Source organism: Streptomyces sp. NPDC058619 (assembly GCF_042717785.1).
In the GTDB taxonomy this organism is placed as follows: Bacteria; Actinomycetota; Actinomycetes; order Streptomycetales; family Streptomycetaceae; genus Streptomyces.
Window position 1 is genome coordinate 21831 of sequence record NZ_JBHXQN010000044.1, and the last position, 25364, is coordinate 47194.

The following is a 25364-nucleotide window of genomic DNA, read 5'->3' on the forward strand; positions in this document are numbered from 1 at the left end:
GTCATCCGGGGGGAGCACGTCGAGCGGTGGATCAGCCTGTCCATCGGCGCCGGGCGCGACGAGGTGCTCCTGCGTGCCGGCCGGATACTGGACGGCGGGACCACCGCACCGGCCCGCAGCGAAGCGGTCGCCAGCCTCTCGGCCGGTACGACCGCGCTCGCGGCCGTATGCCGCAGGCTGCTGGCCGAGACCGCGCCGGGCCCCTCCCGCCCCGCACCGCACCCGGCGCACCCGGCGTACCCGTCGGTCCGAGAGCGGGCGCGCCCGGGGCCGGCACACCGGCCTCGTCTCCTGGCTGGTCGTGGCCTGCGTCGTCGGACTTATCGGTCTGTACGTCGCAGGCAGGACCGGCGCGCTGTAGCCGCAGCCCGGGCCGAGCGGGACCCCGCCCGAGGAGACGCCCCGCCGGACAGACGCCCCGGCGGGGCCCCGCCGGGGCCCTGGGGCGAGGGCACATTTGCTTTCGCCACTGTCCCAACTCACCGACCACTGCCCAGATCTGCTGCATGACGCAGCCACGAGACCCACAACCGGACGTCCCCGGAAGCTACCTGACCGCGCTCGCCGAACGGCTGAGCTCCGACGGGTGCGTGACCGACCGGGCCGAGTGGCAGGGCAGGCCCGTCCTGGCCGGCACCCGGTCCGACAACTCTCTCCGCTCGACCGCTCGACCGCTCGACCGGTCGCCGTGGACACCGGGACCGGCGAGGTGTTTCTCTACCGCGGCAGGCCGATGCACGGCCGCATCTTCGTGCAACACGTCCTGACCAAGGCCGACTTGTACTTCCCGTGACGTCACAGGGTCTCGTCACCAGCGGCTCAGCCATGAGGACGACCCGGTCGGCCTCGACATCGAAGCCGAGCGCCGGATGGCCGTGAACTCCCCCGGATCCATCAGCACCGGTCTGCCCAGACGCCGCCCGATCGCCCGCAGGAAGCCGCAGAACACGTCGAGTCGTTCCTGGCCTTGCAACTCCCGCAGGCCAACGCCGAAGTCGATGACCTCGTGATGGGGGAAGCGGAAGATCGCCAGGACCTCGGGCGTCGGCCAGACCCGCAGGTTCGGGCACTCGGCGTCCACCGGGCGGGACAGCACGGCTTCCGTCCGGGGCACCCGAAGCACGGTCGCGCCTTCGGAGTACTGGCACCCCCCAGCCCCTCGCCCTCGCGAGATCGAGGAGCGACTGCCAGCCAGCCACCGAACAACCCGGGACGCGCACGTCCGGCAACGACCCCATCAGGTCAGGGTCGAAGAAGCACCTCACGTCATCCCGGAGAAGATCAGCCACACCGGCAGGGTGCCCGGCGCCTCGATCCCGCGCAGCACCGTTTCCCCTGACCCGCGAGGTGCGGACCTCGTACCGCCGGACGGGTGCGATCGTTTCGAGCGAATAGAACTTTATGATTGATGGATCTTGACGATCGGAACCGGGCTCCATAGAGTCGGCGCGGCCTCATCCAGCCGCAAGGAGCACCCCAGATGCCTGGTCGCCGACCGCGAGTCCTGCTTGCCATGGCCCCCGAACTCCGCCCCCGCCTGTTGGGTGACGCCGTCGCCCAACGGCTCAGCGAGGTCGCCGAGTTCGACCCCGACTTCGTCGCCGACGACTACGCCAGACCCGAGGCGGCGGGGGCCCTGGCCGAGGCCGAGGTCCTGCTCACCTTCTGGGGGGCGCCCGCCGTTGACGCCCGGGCACTCGCGCGCGCTCCCCGCCTCCAGGCCGTCGTGCACGCCGCCGGCTCCGTCAAGCAGCTCGTCACCGGCGCCTGCTGGGACCGCGGCATCGCGGTCTCCTCCGCGGCGCTGGCGAACTCCATGCCCGTGGCGGAGTACACCGTCGCGATGGTGCTGTTGTCCAACAAGCGGGTGCTGCAGCTCCGCGAGGAGTACCGCAGTGTCCGCGGGACCAGGCACGACTGGCACCTGAGGTATCCCCACGCGGGGAACTACCGCCGGACCGTCGGCATCGTCGGAGCCTCCCGGATCGGACGCCGCGTCATCGAGCTCCTGCGCCCGTACGACCTCGAACTCGTCCTGTACGACCCGTACGTGTCGGCCGGCGCGGCCGCGGCGCTCGGCGTCCGCGGGGTCGGGCTCGACGAGCTGTGCCGGATCGCGGACGTGGTCAGCCTGCACGCACCGGAACTGCCCGAGACCCGGGCGATGATCGACCGCAGGCGGCTGGCGCTGATGCGCGACGGCGCCACGCTCATCAACACGGCGCGAGGCTCACTGATCGACGGAGCCGCGTGCACGGCGGAGCTCGCCTCCGGTCGGCTCCACGCGGTCATCGACGTGACGGAACCGGAGGTGCTGCCCGGGGACTCCCCGCTCTACGACCTGCCCAACGTGCTGCTCACCCCGCACATCGCGGGCTCGCTCGGCAACGAACTGCACCGGATGGCCGACTCCGCCGTCGAGGAGATCGCCCGCTACGCCGCAGGCGAGCCGTTCGCCCACCCGGTGCACCGCGAGGACCTCGACCGGACGGCCTGAACTCCCGCCGCCCGACGCGGTCCCCGCCCACTCCGCGCCGAACTGATCGTATTGATCAATGGTTCACATGCTCTTGACGTTCAAGAAGCGGGGGCGAAAGATTCAACCCGTTCAGCCCACTCGCCAAGGAGCAGTCCACATGAAGTCTCAGTCCTTGCGTGTCTACGGAGCGGTGGCCGCAGCGGTTTCCCTCGCCCTGCTGACCTCCGCCTGCGCCGGCTCCGATTCCACCGCGTCGTCCACCGCCGGGGACGACGGCAAGCCGGTGACCATCACGTACTGGACCTGGACGAGCGGAGCGGAGGCCGCGGCCGCGGAGTTCAACAGGACGCGCACCGACATACAGGTGCGCTTCTCCCAGATCCCGGGCGGCGCCGACGGCTACAGCAAGATCAGCAACGCCATCAAGGCGGGGGACGCGCCGGACGTCGCGACGATCGAGTACAACATGGTCCCGGAGTTCGCGAGCCAGGGATACCTGGAGGACCTCACCGCTTCCTCCGGCGCGCTGGTGAAGAAGAGCTTCCCGGCCGGTGTCCAGGACCTGGTGACCTTCGGCGGCAGGACCTGGTCGGTCCCCTTCGACGCCACCCCGCAGGTGTACTTCTACCGTAAGGACCTCTTCGAGAGGTACGGCGTCACCGTCCCCGGGACGTGGGACGAGTACCGTGCGGCCGCGGAGAAGATCAAGGCCGCCGACCCCGCGGCGCGCATCGGCTCCTTCCCTACGGACGCCCCGCTGCAGGCGACCCTGTCCTGGCAGGCGGGCGCCAAGTGGTTCGAGGTCGAGGGCGACGCCTGGAAGCCCGCCATAGACGACGCGCCCTCGCAGAAGGTCGCCGCCTTCTGGCAGGGGATGCTCAAGGACGACCTGGTCTTCAACTTCGGCGCCGGCACCCCAGAGGAGAACAAGTCGAAGGCCGACGGTACGACGGTCAGCGTCGTGGGCGCCTCCTGGAGCGCGGGCGGCATGGTCTCCAGCATGCCGGACCTCAGGGGCAAGTGGGGCGTCGCCCCCGTTCCCCACTGGGGTACGCCCGCCAGCGGGATGTACGGCGGCACCAGCTTCGCCGTCACCAAGGGCAGCAAGCACGCGGCGGCCGCCGCCGAGTTCATCAAGTGGGTGACCACCGACCCGGCGTCGATGAAGGCCCGGATCGGCGCCCTGAAGAACCCGAGCAGCGCCCTTCCCGCGAACCCGGCCATGGCCGAGGTGGCGGCGCAGGCCTTCGACACCTCGTACTTCGGCAACCAGGACCTCTACGAGCTGACCGGCGAGCAGGTCGCCACGATCGTCCCCGGCTGGACATGGGGGCCGGTCTGGGGGAAGGTCGGCGCCGACTTCAAGGACGAGGCCGCCAAGAACGGCCTGCCGAGCGGCCTGACGAAGGCCCAGGAATCGGCCCGGACGGCGATCGGGAGCCGCGGCCTCAAGCTCGCCAAGTGAGCCCGGGCGCCCGGGCGTAGGCGTAGGCCTGATCCTGATCCTGGCCCCGGCCCGCCCGAGCCGGCCCACCCGGGGCAGCCGCCACACCCCGCCGCAACACCGCCGCCGCACCACCACGCCCCGCGGCCGGAAGCGGGCCGCACCGCCCCCGCGCGGCAGCACGCGGTGACGGGATCGCCCCCTCGTCACGAACCCCCCGTACGCCAAGGAGCCCTCCCGTGGCAGCAACCACCACCCCGGCACCCGCCGGAAGCGCGCTGCGCCGCAGACAACGCGGCGCCGTGGTTCTCTTCCTCTCCCCGTTCTTCGTGCTCTTCGCCGCCGTGACGGTCGCGCCCGTGGTGTACGCGGGCTGGATGAGCCTCTACCGGGAGCAGTCCTCGGGACTCGGGTTCGGCGGCGTCGAGCGCACCTTCGCCGGGATGGCCAACTACGCGACGGTCCTGTCCGATCCGGCGTTCCGGGACTCCTTCCTGCACGTCGCCGCGTACTGCCTCGTCTACATCCCGGTGATGATCGGCGTCGCGCTCGGCCTGGCGCTCCTGGTCGACTCGGCCCACGCCCGCGCCAAGCGCTTCTTCCAGCTCGCCTTCTTCCTGCCGCACGCCGTCCCGGGACTGATCGCCTCGATCGTCTGGATCTACCTGTACACCCCGGGGCTCAGCCCGGTCATCGAGTGGATCGACGGCGCCGGCGGCAGCTGGAACTTCTTCTCGCCCGACCACGCCCTGTCGTCGGTGGTCAACATCGCCGTCTGGCAGTGGGTCGGCTACAACATGGTGATCTTCTTCGCCGCGCTCCAGGCCGTGCCCCGCGAGGTCATCGAGGCCGCGACAGTGGACGGCGCCGGTGCCTGGCGCATCGCCCTGGGCATCAAGGTCCCGATCATCCGCTCCTCGGTGGTCATGACCGTGCTGTTCACCTGTGTCGGAGCCATCCAGCTCTTCACCGAGCCCAAGCTCCTCTCCGACAAGGCGCAGACCCTCGGCAACGACTGGTCTCCCACGATGTACATCGTCAGCAAGGCGTTCGTCGACCACGACTACGCGGCAGCCGCCGCGGCCTCCCTGCTGCTGGCCGTCGTGGCCGGAGCACTGTCCTTCGTGGTCACCCGGATGGGGAAGCGGTGGCAGGAATCATGAGCACGGACACAGTCTCCCCCCGCACCGCCGAGCGGACCGGCCCGCCGCGGCCCGGAGCCCCCACGGCGCCGGCCCGACCCGGTGCCCCGGGCACCGCGCGGGCCTCCAAAGCCGCCGTCAACGGCGTGCTGATCATGCTGGCGCTGTACACGCTGATGCCGATCAGCTGGCTGCTGGTCGCCGCCACCAAGAACCGCCGCGACCTCTTCGGCACCGGTGGTTTCAGCTTCGGCGAATTCAACCTCTTCTCCAACGTCCACGAGGTGTTCACCCACGACGACGGCATCTACGGACGCTGGCTGCTCAACACCCTCCTCTACGCGGTCGTGGGCTCGGCGCTCTCCTCCCTGATATCGGTCGCGGCCGGGTACGCATTCGACAAGTACGCCTTCGCGGGCAAGGAGAAGCTCTTCGGCGTGGTCCTGGCGGGCGTACTGGTACCGGGAGCCGTCCTCACCCTGCCGATGTACCTGCTGGCCTCGAAGGCGGGCCTCACCAACACCTACTGGGCGCTGCTGATCCCCTCCCTGGTCAACCCGTTCGGCGTCTACCTCGCCCGGGTCTTCTCCGAGGGCTACGTCCCGTACGAGGTGATCGAGGCTGCGAGGGTCGACGGCGCCGGCGAGGTGCGGACCTTCGGGGCCATCGCCCTGCCCATGCTGGCGCCGGGGTTCGTGACGCTGTTCCTGTTCTCCTTCACCGCGAGCTGGAACAACTTCTACGGCGCGCTGGTCATGCTGAACGACAAGGACCTGTACCCCGTCAGCCTCGGCCTCCACATGTGGAACGTCTCCATCACGGAGAGCCCCGAGATGTACTCGCTCGCCATCACCGGTTCGCTCATCGCCGTCATCCCCCTGGTGGCCGCCTTCCTTCTCCTCCAGCGTTTCTGGCGCTCGGGACTGACCGCCGGTGCGGTGAAGTAGCCGTGACGGTCCGACCGACACCTGCGCAACGCGCTTGGCAGGAAGCAGGGTTCGGGCCCTTCCTGCACTTCGGCGTCACCACCTTCAGCGGCCGGGAGTGGAGCGACGGCACCCAGGATCCGGCCGTCTTCGCCCCGTCCGCCCTCGACGCCCGACAGTGGGCGCGGACCGCCGTGGAGGCCGGAGCCCGCTGCGTGGTCCTCACAGCCAGGCACCACGACGGCTTCTGCCTCTGGCCCACGGCCACACCCCGTACTCGGTCGCCTCGTTCCGGCATCCGGACGACCTGCCAGTGCGTCCACGCCCACCGGGGGTCCGCCGATGGCCGGACCATCGCCGCCGGACGGACGGACGGACGGACGGTCGGCGTACGCAGGATCCACGCGTTCCCACCCGTGGAGATCACCGAACTGCGCATCCGCCTCGCGGGCGCGGCGGCCCGCCTGACCGGGGCCCGCGGATTCCGTACGGGTCACGGCACCGTCCCCGAGCTCGCCGAGGACCACCCCGGTCCCGGCGCCCCCTGGCCCCCGCACGGAAGCCCCCCCTCTCCCACACCCAGCGAAGACGGGACCACGACCGTTGTCCACCTCACCCCGCGGCCGCCGCCGCGTCCTGGTCGTCGGCATCGACGGCGTACGCCTCGACGTCCTCAAGACCGTACCGACCCCCCATCTGGACGGGGTCGCCGCGGCCGGATTCCTCGGCCGGATCGACATCGACGAGACCACGCCCACCATGCCGGGACCCTGCTGGGCGACCATCGCCACCGGCGTGGGAGTCGCCAAGCACGGGGTGTACGGAAACCATTTCGGCGGCCACCGCCTCGACGTCTTCCCGGACTTCGCCACGCGCCTCGCCCGGCAGGACGGCCGCAGGACCTTCACGGCCGGCGGCTGGGAGCCGCTGTTCCTCGCGCGCGGCGGCGGACCCCTCTTCGCCGCCCCCGGCCGCCTCTCGTACATCGCGCCCCGCGCCGACACCTGCGAGGCCTGGGAGGTCTGCGACGACGAGGTCACCGCCGAGGCCGTGCACGTGCTGGGCACCGACGACCCCGAAGCCTCGTTCGTCTACCTCGGCGCGGTCGACGAGACCGGCCACCTGCGCGGCTGCGGCGACGCCTACCGGCGCGCGATCGCACGCGCCGACGCACGCCTGGGGCGCCTGCTCGAGGCGGTCCGGGCGCGGACCGCGTACGGGGAGGAGTCCTGGACGCTGATCGTGGTCACCGACCACGGGCACCGGGACGACGGCGGCCACGGCGGGCGCACCGACCCGGAGCGGACGGCCTGGGTCGCCTGTTGCGGACCGGGCATCGCGGCCGGGCCATCGCCTTCCCGGCCGCTGCGCTTCGAGGACGTCGCCGCCCAGGTGTACGCCTCACTCGGGCGCGCCGCCGACTCGCACTGGACCCTCGACGGCCTCCCCTTCTCCACCCCCGCACGCCCCGCGTCCACCCCCGCCACCGCCGCGGCCGGCCGCCGATGACGCCTTCCCCCGGACTCCCGGGACCACGGAGAGCGCCGTCGGCTCGCGGACCCGGTGGGGGACCGGGCGCCGTGTTCTTCGACATGGGCGGCACCCTCGTCGACACCGAGCCCCTGTGGTGGCGCCCGGCGGAAGCCGTCGCCCGGCGTACGGCACTGACCCGCGCCGCATACCCTCCCGGCCGACGTGCCGGGAGGGTACGCGCCGTTCAGGCGAGCAGGACCTCGATCCGCTGGGTGGCTCCCGCCTGACCGGTGAGGTCCCCGAAGGTGAGCGTGAGGGCGGAACCCGGCACGGCGGAGGTGACGGTGGCCGGCTTGGAGAGGACGCCGGCCACGGGGCGGTGCCACCTGACCGTGAGACCGGTCCGCATCCGCATCGGGTCGGATACGCAGACCGTCGCGGTGCCGTCCCCGTGCTCCCGGACCATCACGCAGGCCGGGTTGTCGGCGGTGAGTGCGCCGGCCGAACCGGCGAACCAGAAGTTCACGGCGGTGACGCCGAGCGAGGGCACCGCGACGCCCTGCCGGGTGTTGTCGTTGGCGAGGACCACGACCCAGCCGGGGTCCGCGGCCCGGGCGGCGGTCGCGGCCGCGGTGGCGCCGGGCATCAGGACGGACGCGCAGGACGCGTCGACGGGGTCCACACCGTGGTCGAACCACAGGGTCAGGTAGCGGCGGGTGATCGGGTCGGCCGTCCCCGTCGTGTTGACGTCCCGCCAGGACCCGGTGCGGGCCTCGCGCCGCGCCCTGAGCGTGGCCCCGCCCGGGAACACGTACCCGCCGTGGCCCGCGATGTGCGCCCAGCGGCTCCCGGCGAGGGTGGCCGACCAGCCGAGGGCGGCGGGCTGGACGGCGCCGTTCACCGTGAGGGCGTGGGAGCCGGTCGCGCCGAGGTTGCGGTTCTCCACGACCGTCTCCGCCGCGACGCCGTCGGTGCTCCTGACCGCGCCCGTCAGGCAGACGACGGAGTCGTCCAGGCAGAACCAGGACTTCTTGGCGTACAGGGTGCTCGACAGCCCGCGGACGAACTGCCCCAGGGCCGCGTACTCCCCGTCCGTGGCGCCGCCGACCCAGCTCACGTCCGGCCGCGGCAGGGCCCATGCACCGCCCTCGGCGTCGGCGAGCGCCTTCGTGGAGACGGTGGTGCCCGGCAGCCGGTACGGGTCGACGGTCGGCCAGAACGCGTCCGTGTACTGGCCGTTGGCGTACGTGTCGCCCCACCACTGGAGCATGCCCGCGCCGGTGTGCCAGCCGCGGAGGTTCTCCCCGTTGCCCGTCTCGTAGGAGCCGATCCGCCGGGAGGCCATGCTGAGCGACGCCGCCCAGCGGGGACGCCGGTGGACGGCCCGGTCCATGCTCGGGAAGAGCCGGTGCCCGGTCGGCTCGGCGATCGGCGTGAGGGCGTCGTCGTCCCGTACGGCCTTCAGGCGGGCCAGTGCGGCCACGCCCAGGTCGGTGTCGGCGAGCACCGGGCTGTAGTAGTCCCGCTGGATCCAGCCCTTCACCAGCCCGCGCCAGCGCCGGTTCTCCGCGCCGCTCGCGGCGGTGCCCAGCAGCGCGATGGCGGCGAGGACGCCGTGGCCCCGGCCGTGGTCGCCGCCCTGGAAACCGTGGGACGTGGTCCGCGGGTTGCCCCGACTGGTGGAGCGGCCCGACACCGCGTCCATCATCAGGCCGTTGTAGAGGAACGGCGCGAAGGACTTCTCCACCGAGTCGAGGACGATCTGCCGCCGGGGGTCGGACACCGCCCAGGCCGATCCGTTCAGCAGCGAGAACAGCCCGGCCAGGCCGCTCAGCAGCACGGCGCCGTACGAGCCCGTGTAGGCGAGGTGGGTGTGCTGGACGAAGGACCCGTCGGCGTAGAAGCCGTCCCCCGTGGTGACGAAGGGGAAGACGGGGGAGAGGGCGTCGCGGGCGAGCGCGATCTTGGCCGCGTCCTTGCCGAGGACGCCGCGCAGCGCCAGCGAACGGCACAGGTCCACGCGGTTGGCGCCGGTGCTGGTACCGGTGTAGCTGCCCACCGAGGAGTTGGGGACGAAGCGGTCGACGGCTGCCAGGTACCGGGTCAGCTGGGTGGCGGCGAGCTGGTCGTAGAGGATCGTGCTGATGTCCAGCAGGGCCTGCGGGGAGCCGATCTGGAAGTCCCACCAGTTGCCGAACTGGCTCCTGGACGCGTTGTAGGCCTGGTCGTGGAGGTGGTCGAGACCCGTCCTGATCTGGCTCAGGAGCGCGGCGCTGCCGGTCAGGCCCGTGCCGGGCTGGGCGTGGGCCTGCGTCATGGTGGCCAGCCGCGTGTAGCTGGCGGTGATCGAACTCGACACGTTCAGGGGGAGGTCGGGCCAGAGCGACCCGCTCGCGGCGGCCATCGTGAAGCGGTGCTCGCCCGCCTGTACGCCCAGCAGGGCCAGCTTCTCCGCGAAGGGCGCGGCCGCCGGGTCGAACCCGCTGCCCAGCAGCGTCCCGCGCCAGGCGCCGCGCAGCGCGTCGTACGCGTCGCCCGCCGCCGACCGCGGGGACGCGGCCGAGGCCGGGCCGGCCGAGAGGTTTCCGGCGAGGAGTGCGGCGCTGCCGGACAGCAGGAGGAAGGAACGGCGGGACCACGGGATGGACATGGGGCCTCCAGCGCTGGGCGTGGGCCGGCTCGACGTGCGGCGGGCCGCGGGCCGCGCGGGTGCGCGCGCAGCAGGGCGACCGCTCGACGGTGAGGCGGCGACACGGCGGGGTGCGGGGCGGGAGGACGCCCCGCTGACCGGTTTCTAGCACGCGATCGAAAGAACGCTCAAGAGGCGCGTACGGATCGATACGCTCAAGCGATCAGATCGGGGTCGCGGAACCGCCGTACGAGTCGCGCACGCGCAGCTCCGGAAGCAGCTCGACGAGGCGGCGTGACCCGCCCGCACCGCCCGCACTGTTCGTACTGTTCGTACCGTCCGTACCCACGAGGGCGCCCGCGTCGAAGCCGGGCGAGAGCGTGGCGGGAAGCCGGAGCGCCGACAGCGCGGCCTCGAATTCACGGACGATCCGGCTCACGCGATCGTGCCGCTCGCGGACATGAACTCGCACGTCCCGTCCTCCTGTTGTCCCCGCCGCGCCGGATACTCCGCGCGCTCTCCCGGCGTCCTGGAGTGAATGTATTGAACGATCGTTCTTCACGTCATTCCGCCCGCCCTACACGGTCCCTCCCCGGATCCGCCGCCGGGGGAGGATCATGAGGGGGCAGGCCGCCTCGCTACTCCGGGAAAGTGGGTCAGATGTCAGTGGTCACTCTTGCCGTCGTCGGTGCCGGAGACCGGGGAACCGGCCACGCCCGCTGGGCGCTGGCCCACCCGGACCGGGCGAAGGTGGTGGCGGTCGCGGAGCCGCGCGGGCCGCGCAGGAAACGGCTGGCTGCCGCCCACGGCCTGGCGCCCGCGGCGGCCGTGGACGACTGGCGGACGCTGGCGGCCCGCGGCCGGATCGCGGACGCGGTGCTCATCTGCACCCTGGACCGCGATCACCTGGAACCGGTGCTCGCCTTCGTCGCCCTCGGATACCACATCCTGCTCGAGAAGCCGATGGCACTGGACGAGGAGGAGTGCCGGCGGATCGTCGGCGCGGTGGAGGAGGCAGGAGTGGTCCTCGCCGTCGGCCACGTCCTGCGCTACACCCCCTACACACAGGCGCTGAAGCGCCTCATCGACTCCGGCCGCCTCGGTGACGTCGTCAGCGTCCAGCACCTGGAGCCGGTCGGCTTCTGGCACCAGGCCCACTCGTTCGTACGGGGCAACTGGCGCCGCGAGGACGAGGCCACCTCCATGCTCATGGCGAAGTCCTGCCACGACCTGGACTGGCTGCAGTACGTGCTCGGCGCCCCGCCGGTGCGTGTCTCCAGCTTCGGCCGCCTCTCGCACTTCCGGCCCGAACAGCGGCCGGCGGGCGCCGCGGACCGGTGCCTGGACTGCGCGGTCGAAACCACCTGCCCCTACTCGGCGCCCCGCGAGTACGGGGAACGGCTCGCGGCGGGCCGGCACGGGTGGCCCCTGAGCGCGGTGCTCGACGAGTTCACCCCCGAGGCCCTTGCCGGCGCCCTGCGCGACGGCCCGTACGGGCGGTGCGTGTACGCCTGCGACAACGACGTCGTCGACCACCAGGTGGTCGCCATGGAATTCGCCTCCGGGGCCACCGCCACCTTCACGATGACGGCCTTCACCGAGCGGGCGGACCGCCAGACCCGCATCTTCGGCACCAGGGCCGAACTGCGGGGCGACGGCCGGAGCCTGCGGCTCTACGACTTCCTCACCCGCACCGAGGAACACATCGACGTCCGCGCCGAGGGAACGCCGGACGCCGGCGGCGGCCACGGAGGCGGCGACGCGGGCCTCATGGACGCGTTCGTGGCCGCCGTGGCCACGGGGAACCCCGCCCTCGTGAAGTCGGGCCCCCGGGAATCCCTGACCAGTCACCTGACCGTGCTGGCCGCCGAACGCGCCCGGCTCTGCGGAACGGTCGAGACCCTGGACCTCGTCGGACCCCGGAACCCGGTCGAGCCCTCGGGCCCCGCAGGCACCCCGGGCCGACCCGCCCGTGACGGGGCCGCGCACCCCTAGGGCAGCGCCAGCTCGCGCACCGTGGCCATGTCGCTGAACGGGAGCAGCTCATCGCCGACGATCTGGTGCGGCTCGCTGCCCTTGCCGGCGATCAGGACCGTGTCCTCGGGACCCGCCGCGGACAGCGCGAAGGCGATCGCCCGGCGCCGGTCGGCATGGCGGTGGAAGGGGGTGCCGGTCGCCGTGAGGCCGGGGGCGACCTGGTCCAGGATGGCCTCGGGGTCCTCGTGGCGGGGGTTGTCCGAGGTCAGGACGCACAGGTCGGAATGGGTCCCGGCGATCTGGCCCATCTCGGCCCGCTTGGTGGTGTCGCGGTCTCCGCCGCATCCGAAGACCGTGATCACCCGGCCGCGGGCGAACCCCCGGATGGTCGTCAGGACCTTGTCGAGGGAGTCCGGCGAGTGGGCGTAGTCCACGATCACCGACGTGCCCGACGGGGTCCGGAAGCGCTCCAGGCGCCCCGGCACCGGCGGCATCCGGTCGAGCGCGTCCACCAGGGGGCCCAGCTCGTGCCCCAGCACGTGGCAGGCCGCCACCGTGGCCAGCGCGTTGGCCACCGAGAACCGGCCGGGGACCGGGATCGACGCCGGGTAGGCGCGCCCGCCGTGGTGCAGCGTGAACCGGGTGCCCGCCGCGCTCACCTCCAGGTCCGTGGCCCGGTAGTCCGCCGGGGAGTCCAGGGCGTACGTGGTCACCGCGCCCGGCATCATCGCCACGATGCCCGCGCCCACCGGGTCGTCGGCGTTGACCACCGCGCGCCGGCACAGCCCCTGGAACAGGCGCAGCTTGGCGTCCCGGTAGCCCGCCATCGTCCCGTGGTCGTCGAGATGGTCCTGCGTCAGGTTGGTGAAGACGCCGACGTCGATGAACGTACGGTCCACCCGGTGCGTCAGCAGCGCCATGGAGGTGGCCTCCAGCACCACGCTGGCGGCGCCGCGGTCGCGCATGTAGCCCAGCAGGTACTGCAGGTCGGGCGATTCCGGAGTGGTCAGCACCGAGCGCGGCATCGGGATCGGCTCGTCGCCGATCCGGCTCCCGGCGGTGCCGATGACCCCCACCTTCGACCCTTCGGCGAGCCGCAGGACGGATTCGACCATGTACGACACGGAGGTCTTCCCGTTCGTGCCGGTGATCGCCACCATGTCCATCTGCCGGCCCGGCTCGCCGAAGTACCGGGACGTCACCACCGCGGCCGCCGTCCGGGTGTCGGGTACGCGTACGGCGCAGGTGCCCGGCGGCCAGACCGCGGCGGGTAGGGCGGGTTCACCGCCGTCGACCAGCACGGCGGCGGCCCCCCGGGCCAGCGCCGGCGAGACGGCGCCGGGGCCGCCCTCCCGGTGTCCGGGTACGGCGATGAACAGGGAGCCCGGGGTCACCCGGTCGGCGTCGAAGGTGGTTCCCGCGGTGATCAGCGTCGTGTCGGGATCACCCTGCAGGACGTGGTACTCCTGCCCGGCCAGCAAATCGCTCAGCTTCACAATGATCCCTTCGAGGGGGCTGGGCCCGGGCGTGCGGCCGTAGCCAGGCGGCAGCGCCGGCGGCATGCCGGAGGGCTGCTGTGGTGATGTGGAGCGGAGGGGCCTGAGGCGCGAAGCGCTAGCCGTGGCCGTGCAAGGCGACACGGCGGGTCTCGGGCGCCGCGGCGAAGGCTGCGCGGGCCGGGTCGACGACGGTCGGGACGCCGGCGGCCGGACACGTCCAGAGGGCGGCCTGCTGCAGGCACTGCCTCGAAGAACGTGTGTCACCCATGGGCCGAGTGTACGGCCCACCCAGCTGCCCCGGCCCCACACCGGACACCGGCCCGGGGCCCACAGCGGGCGAGCCCCTAGGGTGGGCGCGTGGCGGCGAACCTGAACACAGACGAAAACGCACGCGCGGACGTCGGGACGAGCACCGATGAGCACGTGAAACGGAACACCACGGGCGACCGGGTGCTGTACGGCTGCATGGGCCTCGGTGGGAGCTGGGAACCGGGCCCGTACGGGCCGGACGACATCGACGCGGCCGAGGCCGCCGTCGAGGCGGCCCTCGACAGCGGCATCACCACCTTCGACCACGCCGACATCTACCGGCACGGCAAGGCCGAGGCCGTGTTCGGCGAAGTGCTCGCTCGCACGCCCGGCCTGCGCGAGCGGATCACCTTGCAGACCAAGTGCGGCATCCGCCTGGGCGGCGAGGACGGCCCCGGCCGGTACGACCTGCGCGGCCCCGGCATCGTCCGGCGCGTGGAGGAGAGCCTGACGCGGCTGCGCACCGACGTGATCGACGTCCTGCTGCTGCACCGCCCCGACCCGCTGGCGGACCCGGACGAGACCGCGGCGGCGCTGATGTCCCTGCACGGGCAGGGCCTCGTCCGCGCCTTCGGGGTGTCCAACATGGGCGCCCCGCAGATCACGGCCCTCCAGGCCCGGCTCGACGTACCGCTCGTCGCCAACCAGCTGGAGATGAGCCTGCACAGCCGCGACTGGGTCGAGGCCGGGGTCCTGCTCAACACCCCCGCGTACGCGTCCAACGCCTTCCCCTTCGGCACGCTGGAACACTGCCGCGACCACGGCATCCGCCTCCAGGCATGGGGCGCACTGGCGCAGGGGCGCTTCACCGGCCGCCAGAGCACGGCCGCCGAGCACGCCACCGCGAAGCTCCTGGCCGACCTCGCCCGCAAGAAGGACACGACACCCGAAGCGGTCCTGCTCTGGTGGCTGGCCCGTCATCCCGCGGGCATCGCCCCGGTCATCGGCAGCGCCCGACCGGACCGCATCCGCGCCTGCCGCGATGCGGCCGTGCGCGAGCCCGACCTCACGCACGAGGAGTGGTACGAACTCTGGATCACCGCCCGGGCCACCCCGCTGCCCTGACCGCTCGGGCCGGACCCGGGGTGTCCGGGACGGGGGAAACCTGCTTGGCGGAACCACCCGGCAGCCACGATGATCGGCTCATGATCGACGAACAGCGGACCCCGCCCGTTCTGACGGGCGACGAGCGTGCCACGTTGACGAGCGTCCTGCAGGGGCAGCGCGACACCCTGATGATGAAGTGCGCGGGACTGAGCGCCGAGCAGTTGCGCAGGAGGGCGGTCGCGCCGTCGAGCCTGACGCTGCTCGGCCTCGTGCGCCATCTCGCGGAAGTCGAACGGGGTTGGTTCCACAACGTCTTGGGCGGTGGGGACGTACCGGCGTACTTCCCGAAGAGCGAGGGCGGCGCGTGGACGGAGTTCCACGTCGAGGACGCGCAGCCGGCCGCTTCCTTCGCGATCTGGGAAGAGGCCTGCGCGCGGTCGCGGGCGATCGTGGACGCCGCCGAATCCCTGGACGCGGTGGGGCACTTCGAGGACCAGACGTACTCGCTGCACTACATCCTGGCCCACTTGATCGAGGAGTACGCCCGGCACAACGGCCACGCCGACCTGCTGCGCGAGGCGATCGACGGGTCGACGGGGGAGTGAGAGGCGGCGAGCAGCTCGAGCGCCCCGTTCCCGGGGAACTCCGACAGGTCCGTGCGGAGGGTGTCGACGGCTCTCGTGTGCGCCGAGCACCCGGAAGGTACTGCCGAGCCCGAGGAACGCGCCCCGACGGTCCGTCGCCGGCAACGCGCCGTCCGCGAGGCTGCGTTCGCAAAAGGGGACGGCTTCGGCTTCGAGTCCCAGCGCGTCATGGACCCAGGCGGTCTGGTACGCCACCCGTGCGTCCTCGGGATGCTCTCCGGCAAGGGCCAGCAACACGGCTCGGGCTTGCTCCGGTTGCCCTTGTTCACGCAGCCGGACGGCTTCCGTCAGAAGGTCGTCTCTCCGATGTCCGCTCATCGTCGCAGTACGAGCAGTATGAGCAGCTTTCGGGCCGTGACCACCCGTCCCGTACGGGCCTGGGTTCAGCCGGCCGCGCCTTCGACGTACGACGCCAGGTTGGCCAACGAGGAGGCGATCCCGGCCTCGTGGTCCGTCCGGTCGATGCCGGGCGGCACGTCCGTGGCGGTGACGGTCACCTCGGTCCCGCCGCCGGTGGCGGCGAGGCTCCAGGTCATCGTCATGGCGCCCGCGTACGACGGATCGTCGGCCTCGAACACCGCCCGCTGCACCACGCGCTCCGCCGGCACCAGTTCCGTGAACCCCACGTCGACGACGTCCGTCGCGTCCGAGGTCTTGCCGGGGCTGCCGGCGGGGTCGAGGTGGGTGAGCACCATCCGGAACCCGCCGCCGGGGCGGGGGTCCCACCGCTCGACGCGCCCGCGCATGCCGTCCGGCGGCAGCCACACCTCCAGCGACTCCCGGTCGAGGAGGGCCCGGTAGACGGTCGCCGGCGGTGCCGCGATCACCCGGCTGGCGCGGTCGGTCCTGTTCATGCGCCGATCCTAGGACCGGGAGGGGCTCTTCCCGGGCCGTCCCCGGCCGACGACCCGCCGGCGCCCGGGCCGAAGCCGGCTGCACGACCTCCCGTCCGCGGCGGAAATCGACGTGCGCACCACCCCCGGGCGCTGGCAGGCTGCGCCGGTGAACCGTGAACAGATCTCCGCGCTCGCCCACGCCCGCCACCCGATCAAAGCCCCGCTCGACGACGCATCCGTACGAAGTCTGCTGGAGCACGGCGTCCCCCGTGACGACGCACGGGTGCTCGACCTGGGGTGCGGCACCGCGGAATGGCTCCTGCGCGCCCTGAGCGCGTACCCGCACCTGCGGGCCGAGGGCGTGGACATCGCCGAGGACTCCCTCGGCGCGGCGCGCGAGGCCGCGACCATGGCGGACATCGGAGGGCGCCTCGCACTGCACCACCAGGAGGCCGCGGACTTCCGCTCCCCGCACCCGTTCGACCTCGTCCTCAGCGTCGGGGCGGCGCACGCCTTCGGCGGCCTCCTGCCCACCCTCGCGGCAGCGCGCGGACACCTGGCCCCCGGCGGACGGGTCCTGATCGGCGAGGGCTTCTGGGAACACGAGCCGTCACCTGAAGCCGTGGAGATGCTCGGCGACTTCACCGACCTCGCGGACACCGTGGACCGTGTCGTCGCCGACGGGTGGACCCCCGTCCACGGGCACGTCAGCACCCGCCGCGAACGGGACGACTACGAATGGGCCTGCTGGGGGTCACTGGCCACGTGGGCGCTGGACCACCCGGCCGACCCGGACAGCGCGCAGGTCCTCCGGACGGCGACGGACCGCCGTACCGAATGGCTGCGCGCCTACCGGGACACGTGGGGCTTCGTCACCCTGGTCCTGCGCCCGACCTCCTGCTGACGCCCGTGAGGCCGAGGCCTTAGCATCGACCCCATGCCCACCACCCAGCCACGGGTTGAACTGTGCCCGCTCACCCTCGCCGACCAGGACGAGTTCTGCTCGCTCGTGCGGGCCAGTGCCGAGCTGTACGGACCGTGGATGCAACTTCGCACGACGGCGGGGGAGTTCCAGGACTGGATGGGCCGATTCGGCGACGGCACCAACCGGGGCTTCGTGATCCGCGTACGGGAGACCGGCGGCGCCGCCGGCACGGTCAACATGAACTCGATCATCCGAGGCCGTTATATGGGCGCGTCCCTCGGCTATGCGGCCTTCGCCCCGTCCGCGGGGCTGGGTTACATGACCGCAACCCAGCCCCACGGGCTCGGGTCACTTGTGCATGCGGGCGCCCTTGAGGACCTTGTCCACGGAGTTGCGCGGCCCGTGGACGGCGATCCCGACCAGATCGAGTTGGTCCCTGCCCACTGCCGCGACTGCTGCCCGGTTCGCGCGGTCGTGGCCCGTGCCGAACAGGTCCGAGGTGAACACCGCGGTCGGCAGGTCACGCCGCACTGCCCGTTCGTGCGCCGTCGTCACGGCCTTCTTGTCGCCTTCGAAGACGAGAACGGGCTGGCGGAACATCGGCAGGTAGGGCGTGCCGTCGGCGTCCTGGTAGGGCTCGCCGACCATCTCCGGGAGGGCGGTTCCGAGCCCGCTGACGAGGAACGCGGTGACATTCAGCCGCTGCCACGTCTCCAGGTCGTCGCGCAACAGCACCGCGATCTTGCTGTCGAAGCGCACGGGCGCGTCCGCGGCGCCCCGCTCGTTGATCTCGTTCTTCGTCTCGTTGCTCATGGCCCCGAGACTGCCGGGCGCTCCCTCGCGCGGTCTTGTACGTTCTTTGCGTGCAGCTCCCACAGGAAGTCTCGGCCTGGCGCCCCCGGGTCGCGGGTGTCGTCGAGGTCTTCCACGCCCGCTTCACCGCGCACGCGTACCCGATGCACGTCCACGACGAGTGGACCCTGCTGATCGTCGATGACGGTGCCGTCCGCTACGACCTGGACCGCCACCGGCGCGGCACACCGGGCGGCACCGTGAGCCTGCTCCCGCCCCGGGTTCCGCACAACGGCTCCGCCGCCACCTCGCACGGGTTCCGCAAGCGCGTCGTCTACCTCGACATGACGGTGTTGGACGAGCGCTTCATCGACGCCGCCGTGGACGGTCCGGACCTCGCGGACCCGGTCCTGCGCCGGCGCGTCGGGCAGCTCCACCGGGCCCTGGCCTCTCCGGGTGACGAATTCGAGGCGGAGAGCCGGCTGGCCCTGATCGGCGAACGGCTGCGCGCGTTGCTCCAGCCGCGCCTCGAACTCCCCGGCGGGCACACCGCGCCGCTCGGTGTCGGCACCCGTCGCGGTATCGCGCGAAGCCTGCGCGAGCTCCTCGACGAGAGGGTGGTCGCCGGCATCTCACTGCCGGAAGCCGCCGGTCTGATGCAAGCCCACCCCGCCCATATGGTCCGCTCGTTCAGCGCCGCCTTCGGCATCGCCCCGCACCAGTACCTCATCTCGCGCCGGATCGCCCTGGCCCGCCGACTGCTCCTCGATGGCCGACCGGCCGCCGAGGTGGCGGTCGAAGCGGGATTCCACGACCAGTCCCACTTCACCCGGCACTTCAAGCGAATCGTGGGCACCACGCCCGGGCGCTACGTCTGCTCCGCGATGTCCAGCTACTGAGGGCTTCGGGCAGGGCGCCGGTGTCGGTCCGCCGCAAGGCGGGCGACCGTACGGCGTTTGGTGGAGACCAACGTCATCGGCGACGTTGTCCGGGTCATCAACGCCGTGATGCCGGTCGGCGCACCCGCGCATCGTGAACCAGTTGGTCCTGCCCCGCGTCCGGGTGGAGAGGCGGGGCAGGGCCAGGGGGCACGGCGTTGGTGACGCGGAGCGTGGACGAGGCCCGTCAGACGCGGTCTGCGGCGATCAGCAGGTACTGGAAGGAACCGTCCTTGTACGAGTTGATGAACGCCTCCTCGATGCCGGTGACCAGCGAGGACGTGGCCCGCAGTTCCCAGTAGGGCAGGGTCGCGGGGGTCAGGTCGATGACGGCCTGCGGTACGAGGCGGTTGTCGACCATCGCGCGCAGGTACTCCCGGCGCGAGTGGATGTTGCACTCGAAGTGCGCGTTGATCTGCGAGACCCACTTCGAGGGCTGCCCGTAGCGCGGGTTCCAGCAGCCGGTGATGGTCACGTAGCGGCCGCCGACCTCAAGGATGCGGGCGTGCTCGGCGAAGAGGTCGTGCAGGTCGACGTACATGCTCGACTCGTTGTTCCAGGAGGCCGCGGCCTGCCCGGTCTCGAAGGGCATGCCGAGCATGTTGCAGACGCGGGCGCGGACGCGGTCCTGGATCCCGAGCTCGCGGGCGCGCTGGTTGCCGAAGTCCGCCTGCTTCGCCGACAGGGTGACGCCCTCGACCTTGCACCCGAAGCGCTGGTGGGCCATGACCATCGAGCCGCCGCGCCCGCAGCCGGCGTCCACGAGGGTGTCGTTCCGACCGATGGGGCCGAGGTGGTCCAGGAGGAGTTCGGCCTGCGCCGATTCGAGACGGTGGAGCTCGGCGATCAGCTTCTTCTCGTACGCGCTGTCGTCGGGGTTGCTGAGGGAGGCGTGGTCGACGTCGCCGATGCCGTAGTGGTGGTGGTAGAGGCCGTCGACGTCGCCGAGGCGCAGATTCACGGGCCTGGCCTCGTGGTCCCAGTAGCGGGCGATGTCCCCCTGGTAGGCCGTCGCGGGGGAGGGGATGGACACCGGGGGACTGGTGGAGGTGGCGATCGCGGAAGCGGTGGGGGTGAGATCGGTACCGGTCATGGAAAGTCCCATCCTTTACCAGAAGTCGGGCAGGCTGTAGCGGTAGGTGTTGGTCTGGTGCCAGTAGTGGTTGCCGTCGACCCACGCGGCCACCCCGCGCAGGAAGCGCAGCACGCTCGGGACGGCGCAGGCGCCGGCCAGGGCGGCGGCCTCGGATTCGAACGCGTGCATGAGCTCGTTGTGGACCTCGATCGCCTTTAGGTAGGCCTCGCGCACAGGGCGGTGCTCACGATGGGCGATCACCACGGGCAGGTTCAGGTGGAGGCCCGGACTGTCGAGTTCCTTGGTGTAGGAGTACAGGTCGTTGACGATGGTGGTGGCGTTCCCGGCGAGCGCGATGACGCGCTGCACGGCGGGCTGCACCTGGAGGTCCGCCGGGAGTTCGTAGCCGCCCACGGTGTCGGTGATGGTGGGGCAGGGGCGGAAGCTGTTGAACTGCCGCATCGCCAGGTACTCCCACACCTCGGGCATGTGCTCCGTCTGGGACCAGGCCGCCTCGGCGAGGTAGCCCAGGTGCAGCCGGGCCATGTCGTGCCGGAAGCGGTCGGCCTGCGAGGGCGTCGACTGCCGCAGGAAGTACTCCATGGCGGAGCGGTAGGCGCGCCGCGGGGCGTCCGCGTGGAGCGACTGCTCCCACGGCGGCTGGTACTCCCGGGTGGTGTGGAGGGGGTCGAGCGCGGTGTGGGCCAGCAGGAGCCGTCCGCCGAGGCCGACGGGTGAGCCGCCGTGGTCCTCGCAGTAGCAGTCGTCGACGGCGTTCTCGGCGACCATCAGCCGGGTGGCGAGCATCAGGTGCTCGATGGTGGGGGCGTCCGGGTGGCAGGCGACCATGTAGCGGCCGACCTGGAAGCCGTCGAACTCCCCTGCCCAGTCCTCGGGGTAGAGCTGGACCTCGTCCATTGCCCAGGCCTTGATCCTGCGGCTGACTTCCTCCACCCGCGCCGGGTCGGGCTCCGGCACCGGGTGGTGGTAGAGGCCGGGGATCGGTGTGCCGCTCGCGGGTGCCGGTTCCGGTTCCGGTTCCGCTTCCCGTTCCGGTTCCGGGCGACGGGTCAGGTACAGGCCCGTCGTGCCGATACCGGTCGGACCGCGCAGGACGCGCTCCAGGGCGCTGACGGGCCCGTCCGCCGGTGCGGCCCACCCCGCCCCCGCGGCCACCTCGGCGGCCACGTCGACGGGCGGGGCGACAACGGGCCCGCCGACGGCAGGGGTGTCGACGACGGGACCGACGGACGAGCCGGGGACCGGGGGCAGGCCGGGAACGGTGTGTGAGCGGGCGCCCGCGAGGACGTGGGCGCCGAACTGCGCCGCGGCGGCGGGCAGGCTCGATTGAAGAGGGGAGGGCCCGGCGTCAGGCATCCGTAACTCCTGTGTGAGGTGGGCGGGTTCATCCATGTCCGCTAGTTGCGCCTGCGCGCGATCTGTACGTTCTCCAGCACACCGAGCGCGTCGGGCACCAGCACGGCGGCGGAGAAGTAGGTCGTGACCAGGTACGAGATGATCGACCGCTCGTCGAGGCCCATGAAGCGCACCGACAGGCCCGGTTCGTACTCCTCCGGCAGGCCGGTCTGGCGCAGGCCGATGACGCCCTGGTTGTCCTCACCGGTACGCATGCACAGGATCGAGCTCGTGTTCTCCTTCGTGATGGGGATCTTGCCGCAGGGCAGGATGGGGACCCCGCGCCAGGCCGGGACCTGCTGTCCGCCGAGGTCGACGTGGTCGGGGTAGAGCCCGCGGGAGTTGAACTCGCGCCCCATGGCCGCGATCGTCCGGGGGTGGGCGAGGAAGAACTTGGAACCGCGCCGACGGCACAGCAGCTCGTCGAGGTCGTCCGGAGTCGGCGGTCCGGAGTGCGTCTGGAGGCGCTGTTTGAAGGAGACGTTGTGGAGCAGCCCGAACTCGCGGTTGTTGATGAGCTCATGCTCCTGGCGCTCGCGCAGCGCCTCGATGGTGAGCCTGAGCTGCTCCTCGGTCTGGTTCATCGGGTCGTTGTACAGGTCGGCCACCCGAGAGTGGACCCGCAGCACGGTCTGTGCGATGGAGAGTTCGTACTCGCGGGGGTTCAGTTCGTAGTCGACGTAGGCGCCGGGCAACTCGGCCTCGCCGGTGTGGCCGGCCGACATCGCGATCTCGGCCTCGCCGTGCTTGTTCTGCCGCTGCAACGGGAGCGCGCTGAACCGCCGGACGTGGGCCTGGAGGGCCGGTGAGGCGTCCAGTACGGAGTGGAAGTCGGCGCGGGAGAGGGTGAGCAGCGTGCCTGCGGTTTCGGCGGTCACCGTACGGTCCCAGGTGGCGTCGGCGTCCAGCAGGGCGTCCTCGCCGAACTGGTCACCGTCGGCCAGTACCGCGATGGTCACCTCGTCCCCGTACTTGCCCACGGAGGTCTGGCTGACCCGGCCGTGGGCGATCAGATGGAGCCGTTCCGCGGCGGCGCCGCGCTCGGCCAGCACCTCGCCGGCGCCGAAGTCACGCTGGACGCAACGGCCGGCGAGTGCGGTGAGGACCTCAGGCTCGTCGAAGCCTTTGAGCAGGGCCAGTTCGCCGAGCTCGCGCGGGATGACCCGGACCCTGCCGCCGTCCTGGACGAACTCGATGCGCCCGTCGCCGACGGTGTAACTCACCCGGCGGTTCACCCGGTAGGTGCCGCCCTTCGTCTCGACCCACGGGAGCACCCGCAGCAGCCAGCGGGAGCTGATCTCCTGCATCTGGGGCGCGGACTTGGTGGTGGTGGCCAGGTTGCGGGCGGCTGCAGTGCCGAGGCTGGACTGCCGAGGTGGCTCAACCGGGGCTTCGGGCCGGGTTTCAACGGTCATTGGCGGAATCTCCTTCAGGGGAGGGCAATGATCGGAAATGCTGTGCGGCGTACGTGTGCACCATTCGAACAAATAGGAAATCCGTGCCGGTTTCTCGTGATTCCTTGAGAAAGGTAGCGGCCCGGGCAATTCGCTCCGGCGGCGCTGGTCCGTTTTACCCAGATGTAGTGATTTCACCGCGCACGGAGTTTGCCTTGGCGGTTTCGGGTGTGCGGACCTTGCGCGCTTGTGCCCACCACGGCGGCGTGTGTACGCGAACACGGGGCAGCGTTCGCGGCCGTCCCACGCGGACCAGCCGAAGTCGGTCGGGGTGGGGGCGTGGCCCTCCGACTCGCCCCGGACGGCCTCACGGTAGGCCCGGACGGCAGCGAGGTGGTCTCCGGTCACGCATTCGCGATCCCCGCACCTCCCGCCGCCGATCGGACGGGCATGCGGATACAGGAGGCCGGCGCAGAAGACGCCCGGCCGGGCGGGATCCGGACTCGCCGGGCGCCCGGCGGGTCCGTGGTGGGAGGGTTGACGCAGGCCGACGATGGGCAGCCGCTGGCCGTGACCTCGAAACCCAAGCCGGCCACCACCCCCGACGGGCACCACGTCGTCATCGACGGCCGCCGATGGCGTGCCACGGATCCCGACATCGACGAAGACGCCGCCGCTCGGCTGCGCGTCCACCTGATGGCGGCCCGCCGCGCGGTCGGCGCGGCCCTCCGCGCCGACGACCCGGAGGCCGAGCGCGCCGCCCGGGACCGGGTGCAGGCCGCGAAAGTGGCGCTCGGGGAACGCGGCGTCCCCTGGTGGGAACAGAGTGCCGAAGAACGCCGGACCCGCTGGACGGAGGGACTGGCCGCACTCGACGTACGAGACAACCCGGCGTGAACGCGCCGCCCGCGCCGGGGCCGCCCTTCTCGGGAGCGTGCCCTTGGCACGAGCGAGCGAGGTGGCTCAGGTGTCTCCGAGGAGCGCGATGACCCTCTCGCAGCTGATGGTCTCGCCCGTGCGTCGGCCGCGGTGATGATCCTGTCGGTTGCCGGAGGGTACCGAGATTCTCGCGAGGAACCAGCGGGCCGCGGGTCACCGACTGGGACAGGACCATCCGGTAGGTCCCGGGTTCCAGTTCCTGGGCGAAGGTGCCGACCCGAGCATCGCTCACCCCCGCCACCGGAACCGGGCCGCTACCGAAGACGGCCGCAAGGGGCCGCTGGTCGGTCGTTGGAGGTCCGGAAGTCCCGGGAGGAGGGGCCGGGCGACCCAGATGCCGCCCGGCCCGCGGGGGAAGGCTCTGGTTCCCAGCCATGCAGCCGAAGGAAGGGAACCACCGTGCCCGGTTGCGCCGCCACGGCCACCACAGCAGCCGGATCCCCCGCCCGGGATACATCGCTCGGGAGCGGAGACCACAAGGGCTTTCGGGACGCCGATGCCGCCCTGCCGGTCATCGCGAACCCCCAGCGTGTTTCGCCGCTCGAGGCGAAAGAGCTCTCGAAGGTGTTCCTGGCGCGGCTGGCGTGCCTTCCTGAGGGCACACCGCAGTACCAGTACGTCCGGAACACCCTCATAGAGATGAACCTGACCCTCGTCCAGTTCGCCAGCAGGGCGTTCCGCAGCAGAACCGGAACCCCAGCAGGCGCCGGTACTGAGCTGGAGGACGTCGTCCAGGCCGGGACCATCGGCCTCATCAAGGCGATCGACCGGTTCGACCCCGAGCGCGGTGTCGAGTTCGCCTCCCTGGCCCTGCCCTACATCACCGGGGAGATGAAACGGCACTTCCGGGACACCACCTGGGCGGTCCGCGTGCCCCGCCGGCTCCAGGAGCTGCGCGTCGAGCTCGCGAAGGCGCGCGACACGATGGCCGCCACGCTGGGCCGGGCCCCCACGGTCAGGGAGCTGGCCGACCACCTGAACCTGGAGGAGGACGAGGTGATCGAGGGGCTGGTGGCGGCCAACGGCTACTCGACCGAGACCCTCGAACCGTTCGCGCCGTGCGAGGAGGACAACGTCACGGCCCAGGCCCTGGGCCGTCAGCCGGCATCGGAGGAAACCACCCGGGCCATCGATCTCTTCGAGAACCTCCACGCCCTCGGTCCCCTGCTGGAGCGTCTCCCCGAACGGGACCGCGAAATCCTGTACCTCCGGTTCGGGCGGGAGCTGACCCAGTCCGAGATCGGCGCCGAACTCGGGATCAGCCAAATGCAGGTCTCGCGCCTCCTGACCCGCATCCTGAGCGGCTTGCGCACGGCCATGCTCGACCTGTAGCCGCAGCCATCGGCCGCAGTCAGTCCCCGAAACTGAGAGCGAGGGCAGGGGCACGGTCCTGAGGGCGTGAAGAGGACCACCTCGGGGCCGACCTCCTCCACGATGCCAAGGGCTCGTGTCCGAGGATGTTCCCGGCGCTGAGGGACGG

General features: G+C 71.6%; 21 protein-coding genes and 4 pseudogenes. 14 read left to right on the forward strand and 11 right to left on the reverse strand.

The window, feature by feature from the left end; all coding sequences use genetic code 11:
* Window positions 1-809: 809 nt before the first annotated feature.
* A pseudogene (locus ACFWTC_RS29755) lies at window positions 810-1289 on the reverse strand (hypothetical protein); the annotation flags it as partial.
* 191 nt (window positions 1290-1480) lie between these two features.
* Here ACFWTC_RS29755 and ACFWTC_RS29760 point away from each other — a divergent pair.
* The 6 genes and pseudogenes from ACFWTC_RS29760 to ACFWTC_RS29785 all read left to right on the forward strand — a co-directional run bounded on the left by ACFWTC_RS29760 (window position 1481) and on the right by ACFWTC_RS29785 (window position 7500).
* The gene (locus tag ACFWTC_RS29760; protein ID WP_383925480.1) at window positions 1481-2497 is read left to right on the forward strand and encodes a hydroxyacid dehydrogenase; all 1017 of its coding nucleotides are present in this window, start codon (window positions 1481-1483) and stop codon (window positions 2495-2497) included.
* Window positions 2498-2636: 139 nt separating this feature from the next.
* The gene (locus ACFWTC_RS29765; protein ID WP_383925477.1) at window positions 2637-3944 is read left to right on the forward strand and encodes an ABC transporter substrate-binding protein; all 1308 of its coding nucleotides are present in this window, start codon (window positions 2637-2639) and stop codon (window positions 3942-3944) included.
* A 281-nt stretch (window positions 3945-4225) separates the two neighbouring features.
* Complete coding sequence (locus tag ACFWTC_RS29770; protein ID WP_383925548.1) at window positions 4226-5086, forward strand: carbohydrate ABC transporter permease; 861 nt, start codon at window positions 4226-4228, stop codon at window positions 5084-5086.
* Complete coding sequence (locus ACFWTC_RS29775) at window positions 5083-6012, forward strand: carbohydrate ABC transporter permease (RefSeq protein ID WP_383925474.1); 930 nt, start codon at window positions 5083-5085, stop codon at window positions 6010-6012. The genes ACFWTC_RS29770 and ACFWTC_RS29775 overlap by 4 nt, the downstream gene beginning before the upstream one ends.
* Before the next feature lie 2 nt (window positions 6013-6014).
* A pseudogene (locus ACFWTC_RS29780) lies at window positions 6015-6248 on the forward strand (alpha-L-fucosidase); the annotation flags it as partial.
* Window positions 6249-6594: 346 nt separating this feature from the next.
* Window positions 6595-7500 (forward strand): alkaline phosphatase family protein, encoded by a 906-nt coding sequence (locus ACFWTC_RS29785; RefSeq protein WP_384029196.1) that lies wholly within the window; start codon window positions 6595-6597, stop codon window positions 7498-7500.
* Between the two features lie 208 nt (window positions 7501-7708).
* Here ACFWTC_RS29785 and ACFWTC_RS29790 read toward each other — a convergent pair whose 3' ends face one another.
* Window positions 7709-10114, reverse strand: a complete 2406-nt coding sequence (locus tag ACFWTC_RS29790) for a polysaccharide lyase 8 family protein (RefSeq protein WP_384029198.1) — start codon at window positions 10112-10114, stop codon at window positions 7709-7711.
* A 202-nt stretch (window positions 10115-10316) separates the two neighbouring features.
* A complete protein-coding gene (locus ACFWTC_RS29795) occupies window positions 10317-10565 on the reverse strand; it encodes a hypothetical protein (protein ID WP_384029200.1) in 249 nt (82 codons plus the stop codon).
* 188 nt (window positions 10566-10753) lie between these two features.
* Here ACFWTC_RS29795 and ACFWTC_RS29800 point away from each other — a divergent pair, with 188 nt between their 5' ends.
* Entirely contained in the window at window positions 10754-12088 is a 1335-nt protein-coding gene (locus tag ACFWTC_RS29800; protein ID WP_384029202.1) for a Gfo/Idh/MocA family protein, read from the forward strand.
* Here ACFWTC_RS29800 and ACFWTC_RS29805 read toward each other — a convergent pair.
* Together ACFWTC_RS29805 and ACFWTC_RS29810 are read right to left on the reverse strand one after the other, a co-directional pair.
* A complete protein-coding gene (locus ACFWTC_RS29805) occupies window positions 12085-13566 on the reverse strand; it encodes a UDP-N-acetylmuramoyl-L-alanyl-D-glutamate--2,6-diaminopimelate ligase (RefSeq protein ID WP_383925462.1) in 1482 nt (493 codons plus the stop codon). The two genes, ACFWTC_RS29800 and ACFWTC_RS29805, sit on opposite strands and share 4 nt — an antisense overlap.
* Before the next feature lie 118 nt (window positions 13567-13684).
* A complete protein-coding gene (locus ACFWTC_RS29810; RefSeq protein ID WP_383925459.1) occupies window positions 13685-13837 on the reverse strand; it encodes a hypothetical protein in 153 nt (50 codons plus the stop codon).
* 155 nt (window positions 13838-13992) lie between these two features.
* Between ACFWTC_RS29810 and ACFWTC_RS29815 the strand changes: the two genes are divergently transcribed.
* The gene (locus tag ACFWTC_RS29815; RefSeq protein WP_384029204.1) at window positions 13993-14943 is read left to right on the forward strand and encodes an aldo/keto reductase family oxidoreductase; all 951 of its coding nucleotides are present in this window, start codon (window positions 13993-13995) and stop codon (window positions 14941-14943) included.
* An 80-nt stretch (window positions 14944-15023) separates the two neighbouring features.
* Window positions 15024-15530, forward strand: a complete 507-nt coding sequence (locus tag ACFWTC_RS29820) for a DinB family protein (RefSeq protein WP_383925455.1) — start codon at window positions 15024-15026, stop codon at window positions 15528-15530.
* Window positions 15531-15662: 132 nt separating this feature from the next.
* Here ACFWTC_RS29820 and ACFWTC_RS29825 read toward each other — a convergent pair.
* Window positions 15663-15887 (reverse strand): annotated as a pseudogene (locus tag ACFWTC_RS29825) (hypothetical protein); the annotation flags it as partial.
* 65 nt (window positions 15888-15952) lie between these two features.
* Entirely contained in the window at window positions 15953-16423 is a 471-nt protein-coding gene (locus ACFWTC_RS29830) for an SRPBCC family protein (protein WP_384029206.1), read from the reverse strand.
* Window positions 16424-16571: 148 nt separating this feature from the next.
* Between ACFWTC_RS29830 and ACFWTC_RS29835 the strand changes: the two genes are divergently transcribed.
* Window positions 16572-17309, forward strand: coding sequence for an SAM-dependent methyltransferase (locus tag ACFWTC_RS29835; protein WP_384029208.1), 738 nt, complete (start codon window positions 16572-16574; stop codon window positions 17307-17309).
* A gap of 33 nt (window positions 17310-17342) precedes the next feature.
* Window positions 17343-17642 (forward strand): annotated as a pseudogene (locus ACFWTC_RS29840) (GNAT family N-acetyltransferase); the annotation flags it as partial.
* A 36-nt stretch (window positions 17643-17678) separates the two neighbouring features.
* On the opposite strand, the gene ACFWTC_RS29845 reads toward ACFWTC_RS29840, so the two are convergent.
* Window positions 17679-18143, reverse strand: coding sequence for a DUF2000 family protein (locus tag ACFWTC_RS29845; protein ID WP_383925446.1), 465 nt, complete (start codon window positions 18141-18143; stop codon window positions 17679-17681).
* Window positions 18144-18193: 50 nt separating this feature from the next.
* Here ACFWTC_RS29845 and ACFWTC_RS29850 point away from each other — a divergent pair, with 50 nt between their 5' ends.
* On the forward strand, window positions 18194-19021 hold the full coding sequence (locus tag ACFWTC_RS29850) for an AraC family transcriptional regulator (RefSeq protein ID WP_383925443.1): 828 nt from the start codon (window positions 18194-18196) through the stop codon (window positions 19019-19021).
* Window positions 19022-19247: 226 nt separating this feature from the next.
* Here ACFWTC_RS29850 and ACFWTC_RS29855 read toward each other — a convergent pair whose 3' ends face one another.
* The 3 genes from ACFWTC_RS29855 to ACFWTC_RS29865 are packed head-to-tail and all read right to left on the reverse strand — an operon-like array spanning window position 19248 to window position 22966.
* Entirely contained in the window at window positions 19248-20153 is a 906-nt protein-coding gene (locus ACFWTC_RS29855; protein WP_384029210.1) for a geranyl diphosphate 2-C-methyltransferase, read from the reverse strand.
* 15 nt (window positions 20154-20168) lie between these two features.
* A complete protein-coding gene (locus ACFWTC_RS29860) occupies window positions 20169-21512 on the reverse strand; it encodes a family 2 encapsulin nanocompartment cargo protein terpene cyclase (RefSeq protein ID WP_384029212.1) in 1344 nt (447 codons plus the stop codon).
* Between the two features lie 41 nt (window positions 21513-21553).
* Window positions 21554-22966 carry a family 2B encapsulin nanocompartment shell protein gene (locus tag ACFWTC_RS29865; protein WP_384029214.1) on the reverse strand — a complete coding sequence of 471 codons (1413 nt, stop codon included), beginning with the start codon at window positions 22964-22966 and terminating at the stop codon, window positions 21554-21556.
* A 516-nt stretch (window positions 22967-23482) separates the two neighbouring features.
* Here ACFWTC_RS29865 and ACFWTC_RS29870 point away from each other — a divergent pair.
* Both ACFWTC_RS29870 and ACFWTC_RS29875 read left to right on the forward strand, forming a co-directional pair.
* Window positions 23483-23842, forward strand: coding sequence for a hypothetical protein (locus ACFWTC_RS29870; protein ID WP_384029216.1), 360 nt, complete (start codon window positions 23483-23485; stop codon window positions 23840-23842).
* Window positions 23843-24283: 441 nt separating this feature from the next.
* On the forward strand, window positions 24284-25216 hold the full coding sequence (locus ACFWTC_RS29875) for a SigB/SigF/SigG family RNA polymerase sigma factor (RefSeq protein ID WP_383925429.1): 933 nt from the start codon (window positions 24284-24286) through the stop codon (window positions 25214-25216).
* The last annotated feature ends 148 nt before the right edge of the window (window positions 25217-25364 follow it).

What these genes read in the sequence shown, in the direction of transcription:
- ACFWTC_RS29800 (WP_384029202.1), top strand. Translation starts at nt 10,754, where the DNA reads ATGTCAGTGGTCACTCTTGCCGTCGTCGGTGCCGGAGACCGGGGAACC.
- ACFWTC_RS29820 (WP_383925455.1), top strand. Translation starts at nt 15,024, where the DNA reads ATGATCGACGAACAGCGGACCCCGCCCGTTCTGACGGGCGACGAGCGT.
- ACFWTC_RS29775 (WP_383925474.1), top strand. Translation starts at nt 5,083, where the DNA reads ATGAGCACGGACACAGTCTCCCCCCGCACCGCCGAGCGGACCGGCCCG.
- ACFWTC_RS29865 (WP_384029214.1), bottom strand. Translation starts at nt 22,966, where the DNA reads ATGACCGTTGAAACCCGGCCCGAAGCCCCGGTTGAGCCACCTCGGCAG.
- ACFWTC_RS29765 (WP_383925477.1), top strand. Translation starts at nt 2,637, where the DNA reads ATGAAGTCTCAGTCCTTGCGTGTCTACGGAGCGGTGGCCGCAGCGGTT.
- ACFWTC_RS29845 (WP_383925446.1), bottom strand. Translation starts at nt 18,143, where the DNA reads ATGAGCAACGAGACGAAGAACGAGATCAACGAGCGGGGCGCCGCGGAC.
- ACFWTC_RS29830 (WP_384029206.1), bottom strand. Translation starts at nt 16,423, where the DNA reads ATGAACAGGACCGACCGCGCCAGCCGGGTGATCGCGGCACCGCCGGCG.
- ACFWTC_RS29810 (WP_383925459.1), bottom strand. Translation starts at nt 13,837, where the DNA reads ATGGGTGACACACGTTCTTCGAGGCAGTGCCTGCAGCAGGCCGCCCTC.
- ACFWTC_RS29860 (WP_384029212.1), bottom strand. Translation starts at nt 21,512, where the DNA reads ATGCCTGACGCCGGGCCCTCCCCTCTTCAATCGAGCCTGCCCGCCGCC.
- ACFWTC_RS29760 (WP_383925480.1), top strand. Translation starts at nt 1,481, where the DNA reads ATGCCTGGTCGCCGACCGCGAGTCCTGCTTGCCATGGCCCCCGAACTC.
- ACFWTC_RS29855 (WP_384029210.1), bottom strand. Translation starts at nt 20,153, where the DNA reads ATGACCGGTACCGATCTCACCCCCACCGCTTCCGCGATCGCCACCTCC.
- ACFWTC_RS29790 (WP_384029198.1), bottom strand. Translation starts at nt 10,114, where the DNA reads ATGTCCATCCCGTGGTCCCGCCGTTCCTTCCTCCTGCTGTCCGGCAGC.